Annotated in this window: 15 protein-coding genes and 2 tRNA genes; 9 read left to right on the plus strand and 8 right to left on the minus strand. The window is 66.1% G+C overall.

What is annotated here, in order from left to right:
- Positions 1-2 precede the first annotated feature (2 nt).
- Positions 3-1019, plus strand: coding sequence for a polysaccharide deacetylase family protein (locus LLW23_RS16520; RefSeq protein WP_228946581.1), 1017 nt, complete (start codon positions 3-5; stop codon positions 1017-1019).
- Positions 1020-1035: 16 nt separating this feature from the next.
- Here LLW23_RS16520 and LLW23_RS16525 read toward each other — a convergent pair.
- The 4 genes from LLW23_RS16525 to LLW23_RS16540 all read right to left on the minus strand — a co-directional run bounded on the left by LLW23_RS16525 (position 1036) and on the right by LLW23_RS16540 (position 3185).
- Positions 1036-1112: transfer RNA gene (locus tag LLW23_RS16525), tRNA-Pro, on the minus strand.
- Positions 1113-1167: 55 nt separating this feature from the next.
- A tRNA-Ile gene (locus LLW23_RS16530) sits at positions 1168-1241 on the minus strand.
- A gap of 152 nt (positions 1242-1393) precedes the next feature.
- Complete coding sequence (locus tag LLW23_RS16535) at positions 1394-1660, minus strand: hypothetical protein (RefSeq protein WP_228946583.1); 267 nt, start codon at positions 1658-1660, stop codon at positions 1394-1396.
- 127 nt (positions 1661-1787) lie between these two features.
- The gene (locus LLW23_RS16540) at positions 1788-3185 is read right to left on the minus strand and encodes a M20/M25/M40 family metallo-hydrolase (protein ID WP_228946585.1); all 1398 of its coding nucleotides are present in this window, start codon (positions 3183-3185) and stop codon (positions 1788-1790) included.
- Between the two features lie 104 nt (positions 3186-3289).
- On the opposite strand from LLW23_RS16540, the gene ettA reads away from it, so the two are divergent.
- Positions 3290-4969, plus strand: coding sequence for an energy-dependent translational throttle protein EttA (gene ettA / locus LLW23_RS16545; RefSeq protein ID WP_228946586.1), 1680 nt, complete (start codon positions 3290-3292; stop codon positions 4967-4969).
- A gap of 79 nt (positions 4970-5048) precedes the next feature.
- Here the strand turns inward: ettA and LLW23_RS16550 are convergent, their stop codons facing one another.
- The 4 genes from LLW23_RS16550 to LLW23_RS16565 all read right to left on the minus strand — a co-directional run bounded on the left by LLW23_RS16550 (position 5049) and on the right by LLW23_RS16565 (position 10041).
- The gene (locus tag LLW23_RS16550) at positions 5049-6677 is read right to left on the minus strand and encodes a M20/M25/M40 family metallo-hydrolase (protein WP_228946588.1); all 1629 of its coding nucleotides are present in this window, start codon (positions 6675-6677) and stop codon (positions 5049-5051) included.
- 1 nt (position 6678) lies between these two features.
- A complete protein-coding gene (locus LLW23_RS16555; protein ID WP_228946589.1) occupies positions 6679-7461 on the minus strand; it encodes an NYN domain-containing protein in 783 nt (260 codons plus the stop codon).
- 35 nt (positions 7462-7496) lie between these two features.
- Entirely contained in the window at positions 7497-7979 is a 483-nt protein-coding gene (gene greB / locus LLW23_RS16560; RefSeq protein WP_228946590.1) for a transcription elongation factor GreB, read from the minus strand.
- A 79-nt stretch (positions 7980-8058) separates the two neighbouring features.
- The gene (locus LLW23_RS16565; RefSeq protein ID WP_228946591.1) at positions 8059-10041 is read right to left on the minus strand and encodes a lytic transglycosylase domain-containing protein; all 1983 of its coding nucleotides are present in this window, start codon (positions 10039-10041) and stop codon (positions 8059-8061) included.
- A 112-nt stretch (positions 10042-10153) separates the two neighbouring features.
- On the opposite strand from LLW23_RS16565, the gene dapA reads away from it, so the two are divergent.
- From dapA to LLW23_RS16600, 7 genes are all read left to right on the plus strand, one after another.
- A complete protein-coding gene (dapA, locus tag LLW23_RS16570; RefSeq protein ID WP_228946592.1) occupies positions 10154-11026 on the plus strand; it encodes a 4-hydroxy-tetrahydrodipicolinate synthase in 873 nt (290 codons plus the stop codon).
- A gap of 55 nt (positions 11027-11081) precedes the next feature.
- Positions 11082-11396 (plus strand): hypothetical protein, encoded by a 315-nt coding sequence (locus LLW23_RS16575; protein WP_228946593.1) that lies wholly within the window; start codon positions 11082-11084, stop codon positions 11394-11396.
- A 48-nt stretch (positions 11397-11444) separates the two neighbouring features.
- Complete coding sequence (gene smpB / locus LLW23_RS16580; RefSeq protein WP_228946594.1) at positions 11445-11927, plus strand: SsrA-binding protein SmpB; 483 nt, start codon at positions 11445-11447, stop codon at positions 11925-11927.
- The gene (locus tag LLW23_RS16585; protein ID WP_228946596.1) at positions 11927-12511 is read left to right on the plus strand and encodes a DUF2062 domain-containing protein; all 585 of its coding nucleotides are present in this window, start codon (positions 11927-11929) and stop codon (positions 12509-12511) included. The genes smpB and LLW23_RS16585 overlap by 1 nt, the downstream gene beginning before the upstream one ends.
- Before the next feature lie 43 nt (positions 12512-12554).
- Complete coding sequence (locus tag LLW23_RS16590; protein WP_228946597.1) at positions 12555-14636, plus strand: M13 family metallopeptidase; 2082 nt, start codon at positions 12555-12557, stop codon at positions 14634-14636.
- Positions 14637-14694: 58 nt separating this feature from the next.
- Entirely contained in the window at positions 14695-17088 is a 2394-nt protein-coding gene (locus LLW23_RS16595; protein WP_228946598.1) for a hybrid sensor histidine kinase/response regulator, read from the plus strand.
- A gap of 69 nt (positions 17089-17157) precedes the next feature.
- Positions 17158-17502, plus strand: coding sequence for a response regulator (locus LLW23_RS16600; RefSeq protein WP_228946600.1), 345 nt, complete (start codon positions 17158-17160; stop codon positions 17500-17502).
- Position 17503 lies beyond the last annotated feature (1 nt).

Genomic DNA, 17503 nt, shown 5'->3' on the forward strand with positions numbered 1-17503 from the left:
CCGTGGCGCCGAGCGGCTCGCATCGCTGGCGCGTGCCGCCGCCATCATCGGCTGACCTGATCCGATGGCCGGCGGATTTCGGCCGGCGCTTCATCGTCTTCGTTGATACTGAGGAAGAGTTCGACTGGTCGGCGCCTTTCTCGCGTGAGGAACGGTCGGTCGGCGCGATCGCCGCGCTGCCTGAGATGCACCAGCGGTTCGCCGAGCGCGGCATCGGACCGTGTTATCTTTGCGACTACCCGGTCGTCAGCGAGCAAGCCGCGGTCGATGTGTTGCGCGAGCTGATGGCGGATGGCCGGTCGTCGATCGGCGCGCAGCTCCATCCCTGGGTGAACCCGCCGTATGACGAACAGCCGTCGCCGCTGCTTTCCTTCGCGGGCAATTTGCCGCCGGCGCTGGAGGCCGCGAAGCTCGATCAGCTGACCAGCGCGATCACCTCCGCGTTCGGCGCAGCCCCGCGCGCCTTCCGCGCCGGGCGCTATGGCCTCGGCCCGTCGACGCTCGGTCACCTCGCAGCGCGGGGGTATCGCCTCGACACCTCGATGCGCGCGCACCACGACTATGGCGTGCAGGGCGGCCCTGATTTCCGACTAATCGACCCCGCGGCTTTCCGAATCGCAGGGAGCGATCTGATCGAACTACCGCTGACGACGGTCTTCACTGGCCTGATGCGGGCACGGGGGCCACGGCTGCACCGTCTCGTTGCACGCGTGCCGCATGGAGCTGGCCTGCTGGCGCGAAGCGGGTTGCTATCGCGCGTGCCGCTGACGCCCGAGGGCGTGCCGATCGAGGAAGCATGCGAAGCGGTGCGCGTCGCGATCGGGGAGGGGAGCCGCCTGCTCAGCTTTTCCTTCCACTCCCCCAGCCTGGTGCCCGGCCACACCCCCTATGTCCGCAACGCAGCCGATCGCGCGCGCTTCGATCGCTGGTGGGATGTGATGCTCGACCTGCTGGACCGGCTCGGCCTCGCGCCAGCGACGCTGGGCGAAGTGCTCGACGCTGCGGATCGCGCGCGCTGACCTGATCTGAAGAAGGTGGTCGGGGAGACAGGATTCGAACCTGCGACATCCTGCTCCCAAAGCAGGCGCGCTACCGGGCTGCGCCACTCCCCGACGCTGAGGTCCGCCTAGGCGTTTGCGAGGCTACGTGCAAGCGATCAACACGCGGTGGGCCCGGCAGGACTTGAACCCGCAACCTAGCCGTTATGAGCGGCCAGCTCTAACCAGTTGAGCTACAGGCCCCCCGCGTGCCGAAGCTGACTAAGCGGTGCGCCGGGATGCGGCAATGCCCATCATGAGCATACTCCGACAGCACCAAATGAAAAAGGCGCCCCCGCGATGCGGGAGCGCCCTGATCATGACAATAAGCAACGGGCCGCACGGCCCGTAGCCTATTACTGCATGTTGTCTGCAGCTTCCTCGCCCGCGTCACGCACGTTCGAGGCAGCATCTTCCATGTTGTCGGAAGCATTCTCGAGAGCCTCAGCCGCCATCGAGTTGGTCGTGGTGTCGGCCATGTCCTCGAGGTTGTCGGACATCATTTCCATGTTGTCCGCCATCATGTCGGCGTTGTTCTCAACCGCGGCGGCCTCTGGCGACTTCGAGCAAGCAGCCACAGACATCAGGCCAGCGGCAGCAGCGATCAGAACGATCTTCTTCATTCGAATGCTCCCAAGCATTATTCATCCGCGGCCGACCCTGTTGCCGTCGCGAGCCACGGCAATACCGCACCATTCTGGTGGGTCAATCGCCAAATTCATCTGGCAGCAAGGTTCGCGACGAGCCGATCTAGCGCGCCGGGCGCACGACTGGCCCGATTTCTTCCGGCGCGTCGGCCACGATCGCCAGCATCGCCGTCCAGGCGGCGACATTCTGGCGCAGCTTTTCGGGGTCGACGCGGTCGAGCGTGTCGTCGGGCGTGTGATGCGTATCAAAATAATCGAGGCCGGACTGGTTGAGGTCGACACCGGCCACACCCAGCGCAATCGTCGGCGCGATATCCGACCCGTCGCCGGCATTGCCCGCGCCGCGCACGATGCCGAGCGGAGCAAGCGCCGAGGCGAGCCGGTCGCTCACCGCCTTGGCCGTATCGGGCAGCGTCGTCTCGAAGCGCCACACGCGATCGGCGCCGAAATCGCTCTCCGCCGCGATCGCGTGGCGTTCGCTGCCATGGCGCGCGGCATAGTCCCGTCCGCCAAAGCCGCCGACTTCCTCGGCGCCGAACCAGACGACGCGGATCGTGCGGCGCGGGCGCTTGCCGCTATCGAGGATGCGCTTGGCTGCCGCGGCGGTGATCGCGACGCCGCTCGCGTCGTCGATAGCGCCGGTCGCGAGATCCCAGCTATCGAGGTGACCACCGATCAGCACCACGCCGGCATCGGGATCAGTGCCCGGCACTTCGGCGATGACGTTGCCCGATTCCTGTTCGCCGACTTGCCGCGGCGTCAGCAGCAGCTTCATGCGGATCGGTTTGCCGCGCGTCGCCATGGCTTCGACCAGCTTGCCATCGGGCACGGAAAGCGCGGCGGCCGGGATCGGCGCGGCACCTGCCGGAAAGTTCGTGCTGCCGGTGTGGGGCAAGCGATGCGTGTCGGTGCCGATCGAGCGGATCACGATGGCGACCGCTCCCTTGCCAGCGGCGACGGCTGGCCCGGCGCGCCGCGCGATGCCTTCCTGACCGTAGCTCGAGCCGTCCTGCGTCTTCATCATCGCATTGCCGACATAGGCGATCTTGCCCGCGAGGCTGCCCGCGGGCGCCGCCACCAGATCGCCGTACGTCGGGAAGACCACGACCTCGGCTTCGATCCCGGCGGCGGGTGTCGCGCCGGAGTTGCCGAGCGCGGTCAACTGCAGCTTCTGCGGGAAGGGGGCTACGATCTCGCCGCGTTCCTCACCGCGGACCCAGACGGGCATGCGGTACGTCTCGATCCGCACGTTCTTGAAGCCGAGCGCCTTCAGCTTGGCGGCGCTCCAGGTGCGGGCGCGCGCCTCCGCCTCAGTGCCGGCGAGGCGCTGGCCGACTTCGGTCGTCATGCCTTCGACGATGTCATAGGCGACATCGTCGCGCAGCGCCGCGTCGCGCAGCGTGGCGACGCGGGGATCAACAGGGGCGGGGGCGGCCGGCTGCGCGAGCGCTGGCGCGGTGCTGGTGAGGAGGAGGGCGGCGAGGGTGAGGCGATGGATCATGGCGGGGGGCGTAAGTCCACGCGGGCGGTTTGCCAACGGCTCACCGCGCCATTACATGCGCCGACGTAATCCCCAGTCATTCCAGTTACGGAACGCAACGACCCATGGCCGTCCAGTATACCTACGTCATGAAGGGTCTGACCAAGACCTTCCCGGGCGCCAACAAGCCAGTGCTCAACAACATCCACCTGCAGTTCGTGCCGGGCGCGAAGATCGCGATCATCGGCCCGAACGGATCGGGCAAGTCGACGCTCATGAAGATCATGGGCGGGATCGATACCGAGTTTCAGGGAGAGGCCTGGGCCGCGGAGGGCATCAAGGTCGGCTATCTGCCGCAGGAGCCACAGCTCGACCCCGACAAGACGGTGATCGAGAACGTGCGCCTGGGTGCCGGGCCAATCGCGGCGATGGTCGAGCGATTCAATGCGATCTCGGCCGAGATGGGTGATCCGCAGGATGATACCGATTTCGACGCGTTGATGGAGGAGATGGGCGTCCTTCAGGAGAAGATCGACGCGGCGGACGGCTGGAGCCTCGATTCGCAGCTCGAACAGGCAATGGAAGCGATGCGCTGCCCGCCGTCGGACAGCGCGGTCACGAACCTGTCGGGCGGCGAGAAGCGTCGCGTGGCGCTCGTCCGGTTGCTGCTCGAGAAGCCCGATATCCTGCTGCTCGACGAGCCGACCAACCACCTCGACGCCGAAAGCGTCGCGTGGCTCGAGAACTTCCTGAAGGAATATGCCGGCAACGTGATCCTCGTCACGCATGACCGCTACTTTCTCGACAATGTCGTGAACTGGGTGCTCGAGCTCGATCGCGGGCGCTATTACACCTACGAATCCAACTATTCGGGCTATCTGGAGAAGAAGGCGCAGCGCCTGAGCCAGGAAGAGCGCGAAGAGGCCGGCAAGCAGAAGGCGATCGCCGATGAGTTGGCCTGGATGCGGCAGACCCCCAAGGGCCGCCAGACGAAGTCGAAGGCGCGTATCCGCGCGTTCGACGAGCTGATGGAAAAGCAGGAGAACCGCGTCGCCGGCAAGGCCGCGATCCTGATCCAGCTGCCGACGCGTCTTGGCGGCAAGGTAATCGAGGCGAAGGGCCTGACCAAGTCGTACGGCGACAAATTGCTGTTCGAAAACCTGGATTTCATGCTGCCACCGGGCGGCATCGTCGGCGTGATCGGGCCGAACGGCGCGGGCAAGTCGACGCTGTTCAAGCTGATCACGGGGCAGGAAGTGCCGGACGCTGGCACGATCGAGGTCGGCTCGACGGTGAAGCTCGGCTATGTCGATCAAAGCCGCGACGATCTCGATCCGAACAAGAACGTCTGGCAGGAAATCTCCGACGAGCTGGAGGTGTTCCGCTTCGGTAAGCAGGAGATGGGGACGCGCGCCTATGTCGGCGCGTTCAACTTCCGTGGTCCAGACCAGCAGAAGAAGGTCGGCCAGCTATCGGGCGGTGAGCGCAATCGCGTCCACATGGCCAAGATGCTGAAGGAGGGCGGCAACGTCCTGCTGCTCGACGAGCCGACGAACGATCTCGACGTCGAGACGCTGCGCGCGCTGGAAGAGGCGCTGGAGACGTTCGCAGGCTGCGCGGTGGTGATCAGCCATGACCGCTTCTTTCTCGATCGGCTGTGCACACATATTCTGGCGTTCGAGGGCGATAGTCATGTCGAGTGGTTCGAGGGGAACTTCGACTCGTATGAAGAGGACAAGCGGCGTCGTCTGGGAGATGCGGCCGACCGTCCGACGCGCCTTGCCTACAAGAAGCTGACGCGCTGATCTGGTTAGCGACGGGCGGTTAGAGGCCGTCCGTCGCCAAGCGGACCGCCTTCACCGTATGGCTCATGCGCGAGAAGGTCTAGTTGCGCGCCGCCGCAGACTTGGCGCGAATCGCGAGAAACTCCGACGCCGGTCGCCATGTCGGCCAGACACCCGACTTCGCCAGCCGCTGCCCCATCGAATGGAACAGGTCGACATCTTGCGCGACGCCGGTGAAGTTCCATCTCGCATCCCATGCGTCGCAGGTCTTGTGGTAGCAGGCCATGTAGGCATCCAGCCACTTCTGCCCGGCCTCGCGGCCGCCCGTACGCATGTCGCTTGCGCCGCCAAGCGCCATAAGTTGCAGCGACGGGACGCCACGGCGGACGACCGAGAAGTGATCCGCGCGATAGAAGAGCCCGCGCTCGCTGGCAGTTTCGGGGGTGATCGCCCGGCTTTGTGCGCGCACTGCGTCGCCCAGCAGATCCTCGAGCGAGGATTGGCCGGCGCCGACCAGGATGACGTCCTTGGCCTCACCGGCCGTCTGCAGGATATCGAGCGTCAGGTTCGCGGCGGTTTTTTCAAGCGGATCGACGGGATGCGTCGCATACCATTCGGAGCCGAGCAGGCCGCGCTCTTCCGCGGTCCACAGCGCGAAGACGAGAGTGCGATCGGGCTGTGGCGCGGCCTTGAACAGGCGGGCGAGTTCCAGCACGCCGGCAACGCCGAGTGCGTCGTCGTTCGCGCCGGGCCGGATCGTCTTGCCCTGCGCGTCGGGTGGGCCTTCGCCATACGCGTCCCAATGCGCGGCGAACTGCACCGTCTCGTCGGGCTTGGTCCGGCCGGGGATCTTGGCGAGCACGTTGGCGCTCTCGATCCGCTCGACCGTAACCGGCAGCTTCGCCGAGAACCGTGCCTTGAGCGCGACGGGGGCGAAAGCTGCGGAGCGTGCCTTGATGCGCAGCGCGGCGAGATCGAGGCCTTCTGCGGCGAACAGTCGCGTCGCCGCTTCGCCTGACAGCCAGCCCTGCAAGGCAATGCGGGGATCGCTCGCATCGCGAACGATGTCGTAATTCTCGCCATTCGAAGCGTTGGCGGTCGACCAGGGATAACCCGCGCCATCGGTATCGTGGACGATCAACGCGCCGATCGCGCCGCGTCGTGCGGCTTCCTCGTACTTGTACGTCCAGCGGCCGTAATAGGTCATCCGCCGGTCGCCGAAGCGGCCCTTGGCGTCATCGCCGGCTGCAGCCTCGAAGTCGGGATCATTGACGAGGAAGACCGCGACCTTGCCCTCGAGATCCAGCCCTTTGAAATCGTCCCACTTCGCTTCCGGCGCGCTGACGCCATAGCCGACGAATACCAACGGCGCGTCCGCGATCGCCACCTGAGGCGCAGCGCGCACTGTCGTCATCGACACGTCGGTGCCTTGCCGGAGCGGCGTCGCCCCGAACGTTACCGGACCATCCCCAAGCCGGGTGTGGATCAGCGGGACGGCTTGCGTCCATTGGCCATCGGGGCCGCCGGGCTGAAGCCCAAGCGCCTTGAAGCGTTCGATCGCCCAGGCAATCGTCTTCTTCTCGCCCTCGGTGCCCGGCGAGCGGCCGCCGAATTCGTCCGATGCCAGCACCTTCGTCATCTCGGACAATCTGGCAGGGTCAGTCTTCTGCGCCAGCGCGGGCGCCGCGACCAACGCCAACAGCGGCAATGCGAATGACAGATGCTTCATTTCAGTCCTTCCAGCGGACGAACACTTGGTTCTCACGCCGATCGATATCGATTGCCGGGATCGCGTTGACCAAGTCGGACAGCCGCTTGTAGCCATAATTGCGTACGTCGAAGCTGGACCGGTTTGCCGCGCGCTGCCCCAGGGCGGAAAGGCTGACGAAGCCCTTCACGTCGGGCTTCAACGATTCATACGCATCAAACAGCAGATCGAGCAGTTCCGGGTCATCGACCTTGTTGGTACTCGCTTTCGAAGCGACGACCACCTGCCCGATCGGGGGCGGGACCGACTGATCGATCGGGACTTCGACGCTCTTCACCCGCTTCGGCTTCGTCGTCGTTTCGATCAAGGCGTTGACGTCGATGAAGCGCGTGCAGGCGGTGCGAAACCCCTCGGGCGTATTGCCGTTGCCGAAGCCGTACACAGGCAGGCCATCCTGCCGGATGCGCGTCGCGAGCGGCATGAAATCGCTGTCCGACGACATGATCCCGAAGCCCTGGACGCGGCCGCGGAACAGCAGGTCCATCGCGTCGATCGTCATCTTCATGTCGGTTGCGTTCTTGCCCTTCGTCAGGTCGAACTGCTGCTGTGGCTCTATGCCGTGCTTTATCGTCATGTCCTGCCAGCCCTTGAGGCCGGGCTTGGTCCAGTTGCCGTAGACCCGGCGAACGTTGACGCTGCCGAGCTCGGCGAGGACGGTCAGCACCGGATCGATCGCGTGCCAGCTGGCATTGTCCGCGTCGATCAGCAGCGCGACGTTGAGGGTGGGGGTGTCGTCACTTGCCATGTCGAAGCCATCGCCGCTCGACTGTCACACGTCAATCAGTGGTCCGGATAAGCGATCGCGATCACTTCATATTCCTTCTCGCCTGCGGGCAGCGTGACGCGGCGGACATCGCCGACCGTGGCGCCGCGCAAGGCGCGGGCGAGCGGCGCATTCCAGCCGATGCGGCCGCCGCCCGCGTCGGTCTCGTCGTCGCCGACGAGCGTCAGGTGGCGCTGGTTATCGTCCTCGTCGGCGATGGTGACGATCGCGCCGAAGTAGACCCGGCTGCGATCGGGCGCCTGTGCCGGATCGACGACCTTGGCGGCCTTCATGCGTTTCGAGAGGAAACCGAGCCGGCGGTCGATCTCGCGCAGGCGCTTTCGGCCGTAGATATAGTCGCCGTTCTCCGACCGATCGCCGTTGCCCGCCGCCCACGCGATCGTTTCGACGAGCGCGGGGCGTTCGGTGGCGAAGAGCTGTTCGTATTCGGCGCGTAACGCGGCATAGCCGGCGGGGGTGATGTAATTTGGGCGGTCCATTTCTCCATGTACCCCTGCGAAGGCCGGGGTCCAGCATCGGACCAGTGGCTACTGGGCCCCGGCCTTCGCCGGGGAACGATCAGCCCGCGCGGTTACGCCCCAGATACCAGCTCAGATTTGCCGGACCGCGGCTCTTGGCGCGCTGCGGGTTCATCAGGTCGTAGACCACCGCATTTTCCAATACGCGCTGCACATAGTTGCGGGTCTCGGTAAACGGGATCGCCTCGACCCAATCGACCATGTCGATGGCGCCCGTGCGCGGATCGCCGTTGACGCGAAGCCATTTGTTCACGTTGCCCGGCCCCGCATTATAGGCCGCAATCGCCAGCGGATAGCTGCCGTAGCTGCCGAACACGCGCTGGAAATAGCTTGAACCAAGCTGCGCATTGTAGCTCGTATCGCTGATCAGCCGTCCGGTGTCGTACGGCAACCCGATCTTGCCCGCCTGCTCACGCGCGGTGCCCGGCATCAGCTGCATCAGCCCGCGCGCGCCAGCGGACGAGATCGCAGCGCGGTCGAACTGGCTTTCCTGCCGCGAGATCGCATGGATCATCGTCCATTGGTCCGTATAGCCCGACGGCACTGGAACCGTTGGGAAGGCGATCGCGCTGTAGTCGGTCAGCCCATTCTGCATCGCCATTCGCCCGACCATCACGGCAAGGTCGGGTCGATTGATCGACCGTGACAGCTCGTCGGCAAGGAAGTGATCGGCGTCGCTCGAAACCGTCGCGGAGATCTGCTTCACGAAAGCAGACTGATCCTGATACTGCCCGATCGAGCCGAGGAACTGCGCCGCGCGGACGATCTCGCGCGCGTAGAACGCCTGGCGCGTCGCCGGATCAATCGTCCGCTGGCCGAGCGCGGGCGGAGCAACCAACGGGCGACGTAGGTGCTCGAGCGCGAGATGGCCGTAGAACTGATCGCGATAACCCGCCGCGGTGTTCAAGAAAGCGGTGGCATCCGCCGACCGGCCCGCGGCCTCGGCGGCGCGACCGGCCCAATAGAAGCCCTTCGCCCGCGTCTGCGGCGATTGGCTGCCGCGACCGTAGCGATCGAACATCGTCATCGCATCCGCGGGGCGGCCGAGCTGCTTCATCGCGGTCTGCCCCGCGAGCCACACGAGGCTCGTGTAATCGTCGCGCTCGCCATACGGCTTCTTCGATACGTCGGTGCCTGGCGGATAGGCATCGTCGACCTGCCGCGCGATGTCGTAGGCGATCTGATGTTGCCCGTCCGCCGACGCGCCGCGCGCGTTCGTCAGCAGGACCTCGTAGAACTCCTCGACGTTGCCCGGCCGCGCCATGCCTGATGAGCGGGTGCGCGCGAGCCACGACCGTGCGCTGGGGGATGCGCCGCTGTTGCGCAGCCACGTCGCCTTATCGGCGACATAGCCGGCGTCCGACGCACCGGCGCCATCGTTCGCCGCTGCGAGTGCCGAAGCGGTCTGCGCGCCGCTGCGAAACGCCAGCCGCGCCTCGAAGAGTATACGGCGCGACGGCGAAACATAGGCGATCTGCCGCGCGGCAATGCTGGTCGAACCCTGCCACAGCAGCGCGTCCATGCGTGCGTCGTGATCGTCAGGGCGCAGCGCGCCGGCAAAGCCGCCGAGCAATGCCGCCTCGTCGGTGGACGACAAGGCGCCGCGCCGCCAAGCAGTCCGTGCGGCTTCGTTCGCCTCACCCGTAGCGCCGCTCGCCTGCAGCGCGCGCGCGAAGGCGATGCCGCCGGTCGCGGTCTGCGGCGGAAAGCGGCGGAAATAGGCGACGACGTTTCCGGGCGCCGCATAGCCGTTTCCGGCCTGCTTTTCGGCCGCACGACGGTTCGCGGCTTCGTTCGGCCAGCCGGGATGCGCCAGCAGAAAGCTGGCGTAGCTGTCGAACGGCATCGCATCAGTCTGTTGCACCGCCCGCCATTGCGCGAGCGCCGACGCGATCGATCCGCTGTCGTTATAGGTCGGCGCATTTGCCGGTCGTTGCTGCCCCATCAGATTGGCCGCGCGCGTGCGCGCCGCCTCGTCCTGATCCTGTGCGACGAGCAGCGCGCCGCCCAGTCCCAATGCCATTCCGATCAATGCGCCTGATTTCAAACCTGTCACCATGTGGACAGAGTAGCCGGCCAACCCGTATCTGTCCTGAACAGATCAACGCATTCTATCCGATTTCAGGAGCATCGCCATGTTTTCCGGTTCGATCCCGGCGCTCGTCACGCCGTTCGACACCGATGGCCGGTTCGTCGAACAAGCCTATCGCGACCTTATCGAGTGGCAGATCGCCGAAGGTTCTTCGGCGCTGGTGCCGTGCGGCACGACCGGTGAGGCCGCCACACTGAGCAAGGACGAGCATTTCGCGATCGTGAAAGTGTGCGTCGATCAGGCGCGTGGGCGCGTGCCGGTGATCGCGGGGGCTGGATCGAACGATACGCGTGTCGCGGCGGAGAACATTGCTGCGGCGAAGGAGGCGGGGGCCGATGCTGCGCTGATGGTGCCGCCCTATTACAATCGTCCGTCTCAGGACGGGATCTATCAGCATTTCGCCGCGCTCGCCCCGACTGCCGCGCTGCCGATCGTGCTCTATAACGTGCCGGGCCGCACGGTGACCGACATCCAGCCCGAGACGCTGATCCGCATCGTCGCGGCCTTCCCCAAGGTGTTCGTCGCGGTGAAGGATGCCTCGGGCGTGTTGCAGCGCGTGTCGCAGCACCGCGCCGCGCTGGGCGAGGGGTTCTGCCAGCTGTCGGGCAATGACGATTTGGCCCTATCCTACAACGCGGTGGGCGGCGTCGGCTGCATCTCGGTGACCGCGAATGTTGCGCCGAAGCTGTGCGCCGCATTTCAGGCGGCCGGGACCGGCCCCGAGGCGCTCGCACTTCATGATCAGCTGTTCGCGCTGCACACCGCGCTGTTCACCGACGCGTCGCCCGGGCCGGTGAAGTACGCGATGACGAAGGTGCGGTCGGGCTTCCCCGCTGGTCTGCGGCTGCCAATGACATGGCCGAGCGAGGCCAGCCGTGCGGCGGTCGATGCAGGGCTCGCGCAGGCAGGATTGTAGGACGCGAAGTCGCCGCAATCTCGCTTCAGGGTCTGCGTATGCCTTGGAGGGTCCGATGTGGTTGATGTTCGCGCTGCAAGTCGCCGGCCCGCCGGCGCCCGTGCCGCCAAATCGTTCCTCCGACCGCCCGTGCCCGGTCGCGCAGCCGGGCGAGGAGATCGTCGTGTGCGCACGGCGAGACGATGAGTACCGCCTCAAGCCGCTGACCGGCCGCTATGATTTCGACCGCGAGCCGCCCAAGGCCGAGATGGCGATTGCCGGTGTCGGAAAGGTCGCCGCCGAGGTGGAGCAGGGCCGCGATGCGCAGGGCGCGCCGATCAATCGTGCGATGATTCGGCTCCGCATCCCGCTGGGCGGCGACAAGCGCTGAACGCTGCGGCTTCCCACGAACGGCGCGACGCCCTACATCGCGCGTCCCATGTCGCGTCCCAAACCAGCCACCTTCGACAAGCAGAAGATCGTCGCGGAGAATCGCCGCGCGCGCTTCGATTACGAGATCGACACCAAGTATGAGGCCGGGATCGTCCTGACCGGCACCGAGGTGAAGAGCTTGCGCTTCGGCGAGGGCTCGATCGCCGAGAGCTATGCCGAGGTCAGCGAGGCCGGCGTGTGGCTGATCAACTCGAACATTCCCGAGTTCAGTCACGGCAACCGCTTCAACCACGAGCCCAAGCGTCCGCGTAAACTGCTGCTTCACGAGCGTGAGGTAAACAAGCTTCACGGCGCCGTGGCGCGTGACGGCATGACGCTCGTTCCGCTGATGGTTTATTTCAATGGTCAAGGACGGGCCAAGGTGGAGCTCGCATTGGCGAAGGGCAGGAAAGCGCACGACAAGCGCGAGCACATCAAGGAACGCGAGTGGAAGCGTGACGCGGCGCGAATCATGCGCGACCGCAGCTGATGGCGACACGCCCGCCGACTTTCTGGCAGCGCGTCGCCGGCTGGTGCCATCGCAACCTGCCGACGCGCGAATCGATGCAGGAGAGCCGGATGCTCCGCCCGGTGGCGCACCGGGTGCTCGCGCCGGCCTTGTGGCGCTTTACGCGCCGTTCGGTGCCTCGCGGGGTTGCTCTGGGCATGGTCACGGGGATCTTGTTTCCGGTCGCGCAGATCCCTTTCTCGGCGCTGCTCGCCTTGCCGGTGCGGGCGAATATCCCGGCGGCGGCGCTGACCACGTTCATCACCAATCCGCTGACGACCCCGCCCTTGTGGGTGGCAGCCTATTACATCGGCAAGTGGATGCTCCGGCTCGATCAGGCCTTGCCCGGCGATCCGGTGAGCCAGGCTGCGAATGGAGCTGCGCAGTCGAACTGGATGCAGTGGCTGATGTCCGATGCAGCCCCAGCGACCGCGCTTGGCCTGCTGATCGTGACGGCGGTGCTATCGAGCGCCGGCTATGGCTTGTCGGTACTCGGCTGGCGGCTGTGGATCGCGCGAAAGTGGCGGCATCGTCACAATCGCAACCACGTTGACGATGCGTCTTAAGCGGATAAAACACGCGGCCTAATCTATCAGAGGTCGCTGTTCCATGCGTACGTCGCTCGTCTTCGCTGCCATTCTTTCCACGACCGCCGTTGCCGCCATTGCCCAGACTGCCGGCCAACGCGCGGAGCAGACCGCCACAGTCGCAAAGGCCGCGCAAGGCCCGGTCACGCCGGCATCGGCGGACAAGCCGCAGATCGGCGATTTCGGCTTCGACATGGCCGGCCGCGACACCAAGGTCGCGCCGGGCGACGACTTCTACGATTACGCCAGCGGCACCTGGAACCGGACCACTGAGATCCCGGCGGATCGCTCGAACTACGGCATGTTCCACGTCCTGCAGGATCTGTCGCGCGAACAGACGCGGACGATCCTGGAGGAGCAGGCGAAGCGCCCCGGCAGCAAATCGGGCGATTTCTACGCGAGCTTCCTCGACGAAGCCGGGGTGAACGCCAAGGGCATCGCCCCCGTGCAGCCATGGATCCAAGCGATCAAGGCCGCGCCCAGCAAGGCTGCGCTCGCGACCGAAGCCGGCCGGATGCAGCGCCGCGGCGTCGGCACCTTGTTCAACGTGTACGTCAATCAGGACGACAAGAACCCCGATCGCTACATCCTGCAGCTGTCGCAGGCGGGTCTCGGGCTTCCGGATCGCGATTACTACCTAAAGGACGATCCCAAGCTCGCGGCGAACCGAACCGCATATCAAGCGTATCTGGCGCAGATGCTCACGCTGGCAGGCGAGAAGGATGCCGCCGCGCGCGCCGCCGCGGTGTTCAACTTCGAGAAGGATCTCGCCGGCATTCACTGGACGCGGGTCGAGAGCCGCGACGCTGATCGCACGTACAACAGCCTGACGTTTGACGAACTCCGCACGCGTGGCACCGGCTATCCGTGGGACGAGTATCTCGGCGCGCTAGGGGTGAAGGCGACGGGCTCGCTGCTCGTCGCGCAGCCGTCGGCGCTGACCGGCGAGGCGCGCGTCTGGTCTGGTACGCCGCTGCCGGTGCTGCGCGATCACCTGCTGCTCCGCACGCTTTCGAGCTATGCGCGCTATCTGCCCAAGGCGTTCGACGATGCGCGCTTCGCTTTCTACGGCACGGTGCTCGCCGGCACGCCCGAGCAGCAGGCGCGGTGGAAGCGCGGCGTCGATCTCGTCGATGCACAAATCGGCGAGGATCTCGGCCAGGCCTATGTGGCGAAATACTTCCCGCCCGAATCCAAGGCGGCGGCCGATGCGCTCGTCCGCAACGTCATCGCCTCGATGGGCGATCGGCTGAAGAAGCTTGAATGGATGGCGCCCGAGACCAAGCAGAAGGCGTTGGTTAAGCTTGCCGCCTTCACGCCCAAGATCGGCTATCCCGACACGTGGCGCGATTATTCGGCGCTGACGATCAAGCGCGACGATCTGGTCGGCAACGTTGCGCGTGCCAACGAGTTCGAGTTCCAGCGCAACCTGGACAAGATCGGCGCACCGATCGATCGCGGCGAATGGTTCATGACGCCGATGACGATCAACGCCTACGCCAATCCGACGATGAACGAAATCGTCTTTCCGGCGGCGATTCTCCAGCCGCCGTTCTTCGATCCGAAGGCTGACCCGGCGGTCAACTATGGCGGCATCGGCGCGGTGATCGGGCACGAGATCAGCCATCACTTCGACGATCAGGGTCGCAAATACGATCCCAGCGGCAAGCTCGCCGCCTGGTGGACGCCGCAGGACGTGTCGCGCTTCAAGGTGTTCACCGACCGGCTGGTTGCGCAGTACGATGCGTACGAGCCGCTCCCCGGCCAGCACGTCCAGGGCGCGCTGACGCTTGGCGAGAATATCGCCGATCTGGCCGGCCTGACGGTGGCGATCGACGCCTATCACCGTTCGCTCGGCGGCAAGCCAGCGCCAGTGATCGACGGCACGACCGGTGACCAGCGCTTCTATCTTGGCTGGGCGCAGGTGTGGCGCACCAAGTATCGCGAGCCGATCCTGCGCCAGATGCTGCTGTCCGATCCGCACTCGCCGGGAATGCAGCGCGCCAATGTCGTGCGGAACCTCGACCCTTGGTATGCCGCTTTCGGGGCCAAGCCGGGGCAGAAGCTGTTCCTCGACGATCAGCAGCGCGTCCGCATCTGGTGATCGCACCCCGCCGTGCCGCTTGACGGCGGCGCGGCGCGGATCGAAGGCTGGTGGGACGATGGCGACGCTTCCCCCTCTGGATGTACAGCGGCTTACCCCAGGTGGCGCGTGGGCGGTCGCAACTGCCGCGGGCCTCGTGGCGGCGCTGCTGGTGTTGTGGGTGGTCGGCAACGTAGCCGTGGCGGCCGGGTTCGTGGCAGCGGCCATCGTGGTCGGCGGCGGCGTGGTGGCGTGGCGCGCGCTGGCACCGGTCGCCGCACCGACGCAGCCTGAGGTCGACTGGCACCTTGTTCGCGCACTGACGCAGGACAGCCCCGATGCGATCGCGATCACAGATCGTGCCGGGCGGCTGGTGTGTGCCAACGATCATTACGAAGCGATGTTCGCCGGGTTGCCGACCCCACCCGGCCTGCCGATCGGCGAGGCCGGCGTCGGCGCCCTCTCCAGCGTCGGCCGCGCCGCTTGGCGTGACGGGCGCGCGCGGCTCGAGCGGGCCGAGGCGGGGGGGCGGACGATCGTGATCGACGTGCTGCGCACCGGCCAGCAGCAGGATCTGCTCGTCTGGCGGGCCGCGTCAGCGACCGAGACCGACGGCAGCGGCGCGCTCGCGGCGGCGCTGGCGGGCGCACTTGGACGGCGATTGGCGGAATCGGGCATCATGGCCGCGCTGCTGTCTGCCGATGGCCGCGTGCTGGCGGCCGATCCAGTACTGCGTTCCCGTGCGCTCGGCCCTGGCTCGGCGTCCGCGCAGGGCGCCGACTTTGCGCGCTTCCTAATCACCGATGGCCGCGGCCTGATCCGGTTCGAGCGCGAAGGGCTAGACGGCAATCCGCTGCGGCTGGTGCAGGTGCCGTTCGCGGAAGGTGAAGACGCGCCGATCCTGGTCGCGCTGCTCGACGAGGAGGATGCGCCGGTCACCGCCGCGACGGGTGCGACCGGGCATATCCGCACGCTCGTCCAGTTGATGCCGCTCGGCATTGCGCTGGTCGATCGCGACGGGCGCTTCGTCGAGATGAACGATGCCTTTCTGCGCGCCGCCTCGGTCGATCGCGCTGCGCCGCCGCTGTATCCCGGCGATCTCGTGGTGCGCGAGGATAAGGCGGCGGTGGCCGACGCGGTGCGGCGCTTCGCCGGCGGCGGCGCGGCGCATGCTGCCGACATGGCGGTGCGGTTGCGCGACCATCCCGACGAGCCGGTGATCCTGTCGATCGCTGGCGCACGCGGGCTCGGCGATGCTGCGGTGGTGTTGAGCCTCAAGGACAATACCGAGGAATCGCGGCTCAAGCGCGAGGTCGCGCAGGCGACCAAGATGCAGGCGGTCGGCCAGCTTGCGGGCGGCGTCGCGCACGACTTCAACAACATCCTCACTGCCATCATCGGCCATTGCGATCTGATGCTGATGCGCCACTCGCCGGGCGACAGCGATTATGACGACATCCAGCAGGTGCGGAACAATTCGAATCGCGCTGCGGCGCTGACGCGGCAACTGCTCGCCTTCTCCCGCCAGCAGACGCTGCGCCCGCAAGTGCTGCAACTGCCCGACGTCGTCTCCGAAGTGTCGAACCTGCTCAAGCGACTGCTCGGCGAGACGGTGTCGCTCGAGGTGCGCCACGGGCGCGATCTCGGCCCCGTGCGTGCCGATCCGGGGCAGCTCGAACAGGTCGTCGTCAATCTCGCGGTCAATGCGCGCGACGCGATGCAGGCGAAGCATCCGCACGGCGGCGGCAAGCTGACGATCCAGACCCGCTCGGCAACCGTCGGCGAAATCAGCCGGCGTGGGCCGGACATCATGCCGGTCGGCGACTATACCGCGCTCGAGATATCGGACACCGGCTCAGGCATACCGCCCGAGATCCTGCCGAAGATCTTCGAGCCATTCTTCACCACCAAGGAAATCGGCAAGGGCACGGGCCTCGGCCTCTCCACCGTCTATGGCATCGTCAAACAATCGGGAGGGTACATCTTCGCCGATTCGCGGCCGGGGCAGGGGGCCACCTTCACCATCTACCTCCCCGTCCACGCCACGGGCGAGCCGGTTACGCCACGCAAGGCGGTTGCCAAGCCGCGGCCGGTCGAAGTGTGGGGCACCGGTACCGTGCTTCTGGTGGAGGACGAGGACATGGTCCGCGCCGTCGCCGAGCGCGCGCTGACACGGCAGGGTTATACCGTGCTGACCGCCGAGAATGGCGAGGCGGCGCTCGAGATCATCGAACGGCACCCGCGGCCTGATCTTTTGGTGTCCGACGTAGTCATGCCTGTCATGGACGGTCCGACGATGGCGCGCCGCGCCCGTGCGCGCTATCCCGATCTGCCGATCTTGTTCATGTCGGGCTATGCCGAGGAACAGCTGCGGCGCTCGATAGATCTCGAGAATGTCGCGTTCATTCCCAAGCCGTTCTCGGTCCAGCAACTCGCCGAAGCCGCGCGCGAGGCACTCAGCCAGCAAGGCTGATCTGTATCAGATCGTTTCAGGTGTGACGGAACCGTTGCGGAAACGTTCCGCTCCAACTAAGGCTCGAGAATGTTCACCCGCGTCCTGCTTGTCGAAGACGAGCCGCTTATTGCCATGATGCTCGAAGACTTCCTCGACGCACTCGATCGTCAATGCGCCGGCACCGCCGATTGCGTCGCCGCGGCCATGCCATTGGTCGAGGCGGGCGGGTTCGATTGCGCGATCCTCGACGTCAATCTGCGCGGTGGCGAAAAGAGCTGGCCGATCGCCAAGGAGCTTGCGCAGCGCGGCATCCCGTTCATTTTCGCGACCGGCGGCGGAGACGACATGCTGGCAGACGAGTTTCGCGGGCGCCCGGTCCTGCAAAAGCCGTTCACGATGGACGGGGTTGAAAAGGTGCTGTCCGCGCTCTGAC

Origin of the sequence: Sphingomonas radiodurans (assembly GCF_020866845.1) — a bacterium.
Taxonomy (GTDB): domain Bacteria; phylum Pseudomonadota; class Alphaproteobacteria; order Sphingomonadales; family Sphingomonadaceae; genus Sphingomonas; species Sphingomonas radiodurans.

Bases quoted from the DNA above. Each gene is read 5' to 3' on its own strand.
- LLW23_RS16555 (WP_228946589.1), bottom strand. From the start codon at position 7,461: ATGGCAAGTGACGACACCCCCACCCTCAACGTCGCGCTGCTGATCGAC.
- LLW23_RS16540 (WP_228946585.1), bottom strand. From the start codon at position 3,185: ATGATCCATCGCCTCACCCTCGCCGCCCTCCTCCTCACCAGCACCGCG.
- LLW23_RS16535 (WP_228946583.1), bottom strand. From the start codon at position 1,660: ATGAAGAAGATCGTTCTGATCGCTGCTGCCGCTGGCCTGATGTCTGTG.
- greB (WP_228946590.1), bottom strand. From the start codon at position 7,979: ATGGACCGCCCAAATTACATCACCCCCGCCGGCTATGCCGCGTTACGC.
- LLW23_RS16565 (WP_228946591.1), bottom strand. From the start codon at position 10,041: ATGGCATTGGGACTGGGCGGCGCGCTGCTCGTCGCACAGGATCAGGAC.
- smpB (WP_228946594.1), top strand. From the start codon at position 11,445: ATGTCGCGTCCCAAACCAGCCACCTTCGACAAGCAGAAGATCGTCGCG.
- LLW23_RS16595 (WP_228946598.1), top strand. From the start codon at position 14,695: ATGGCGACGCTTCCCCCTCTGGATGTACAGCGGCTTACCCCAGGTGGC.
- LLW23_RS16585 (WP_228946596.1), top strand. From the start codon at position 11,927: ATGGCGACACGCCCGCCGACTTTCTGGCAGCGCGTCGCCGGCTGGTGC.
- LLW23_RS16600 (WP_228946600.1), top strand. From the start codon at position 17,158: ATGTTCACCCGCGTCCTGCTTGTCGAAGACGAGCCGCTTATTGCCATG.
- LLW23_RS16590 (WP_228946597.1), top strand. From the start codon at position 12,555: ATGCGTACGTCGCTCGTCTTCGCTGCCATTCTTTCCACGACCGCCGTT.
- LLW23_RS16575 (WP_228946593.1), top strand. From the start codon at position 11,082: ATGTGGTTGATGTTCGCGCTGCAAGTCGCCGGCCCGCCGGCGCCCGTG.
- LLW23_RS16550 (WP_228946588.1), bottom strand. From the start codon at position 6,677: ATGAAGCATCTGTCATTCGCATTGCCGCTGTTGGCGTTGGTCGCGGCG.
- dapA (WP_228946592.1), top strand. From the start codon at position 10,154: ATGTTTTCCGGTTCGATCCCGGCGCTCGTCACGCCGTTCGACACCGAT.
- ettA (WP_228946586.1), top strand. From the start codon at position 3,290: ATGGCCGTCCAGTATACCTACGTCATGAAGGGTCTGACCAAGACCTTC.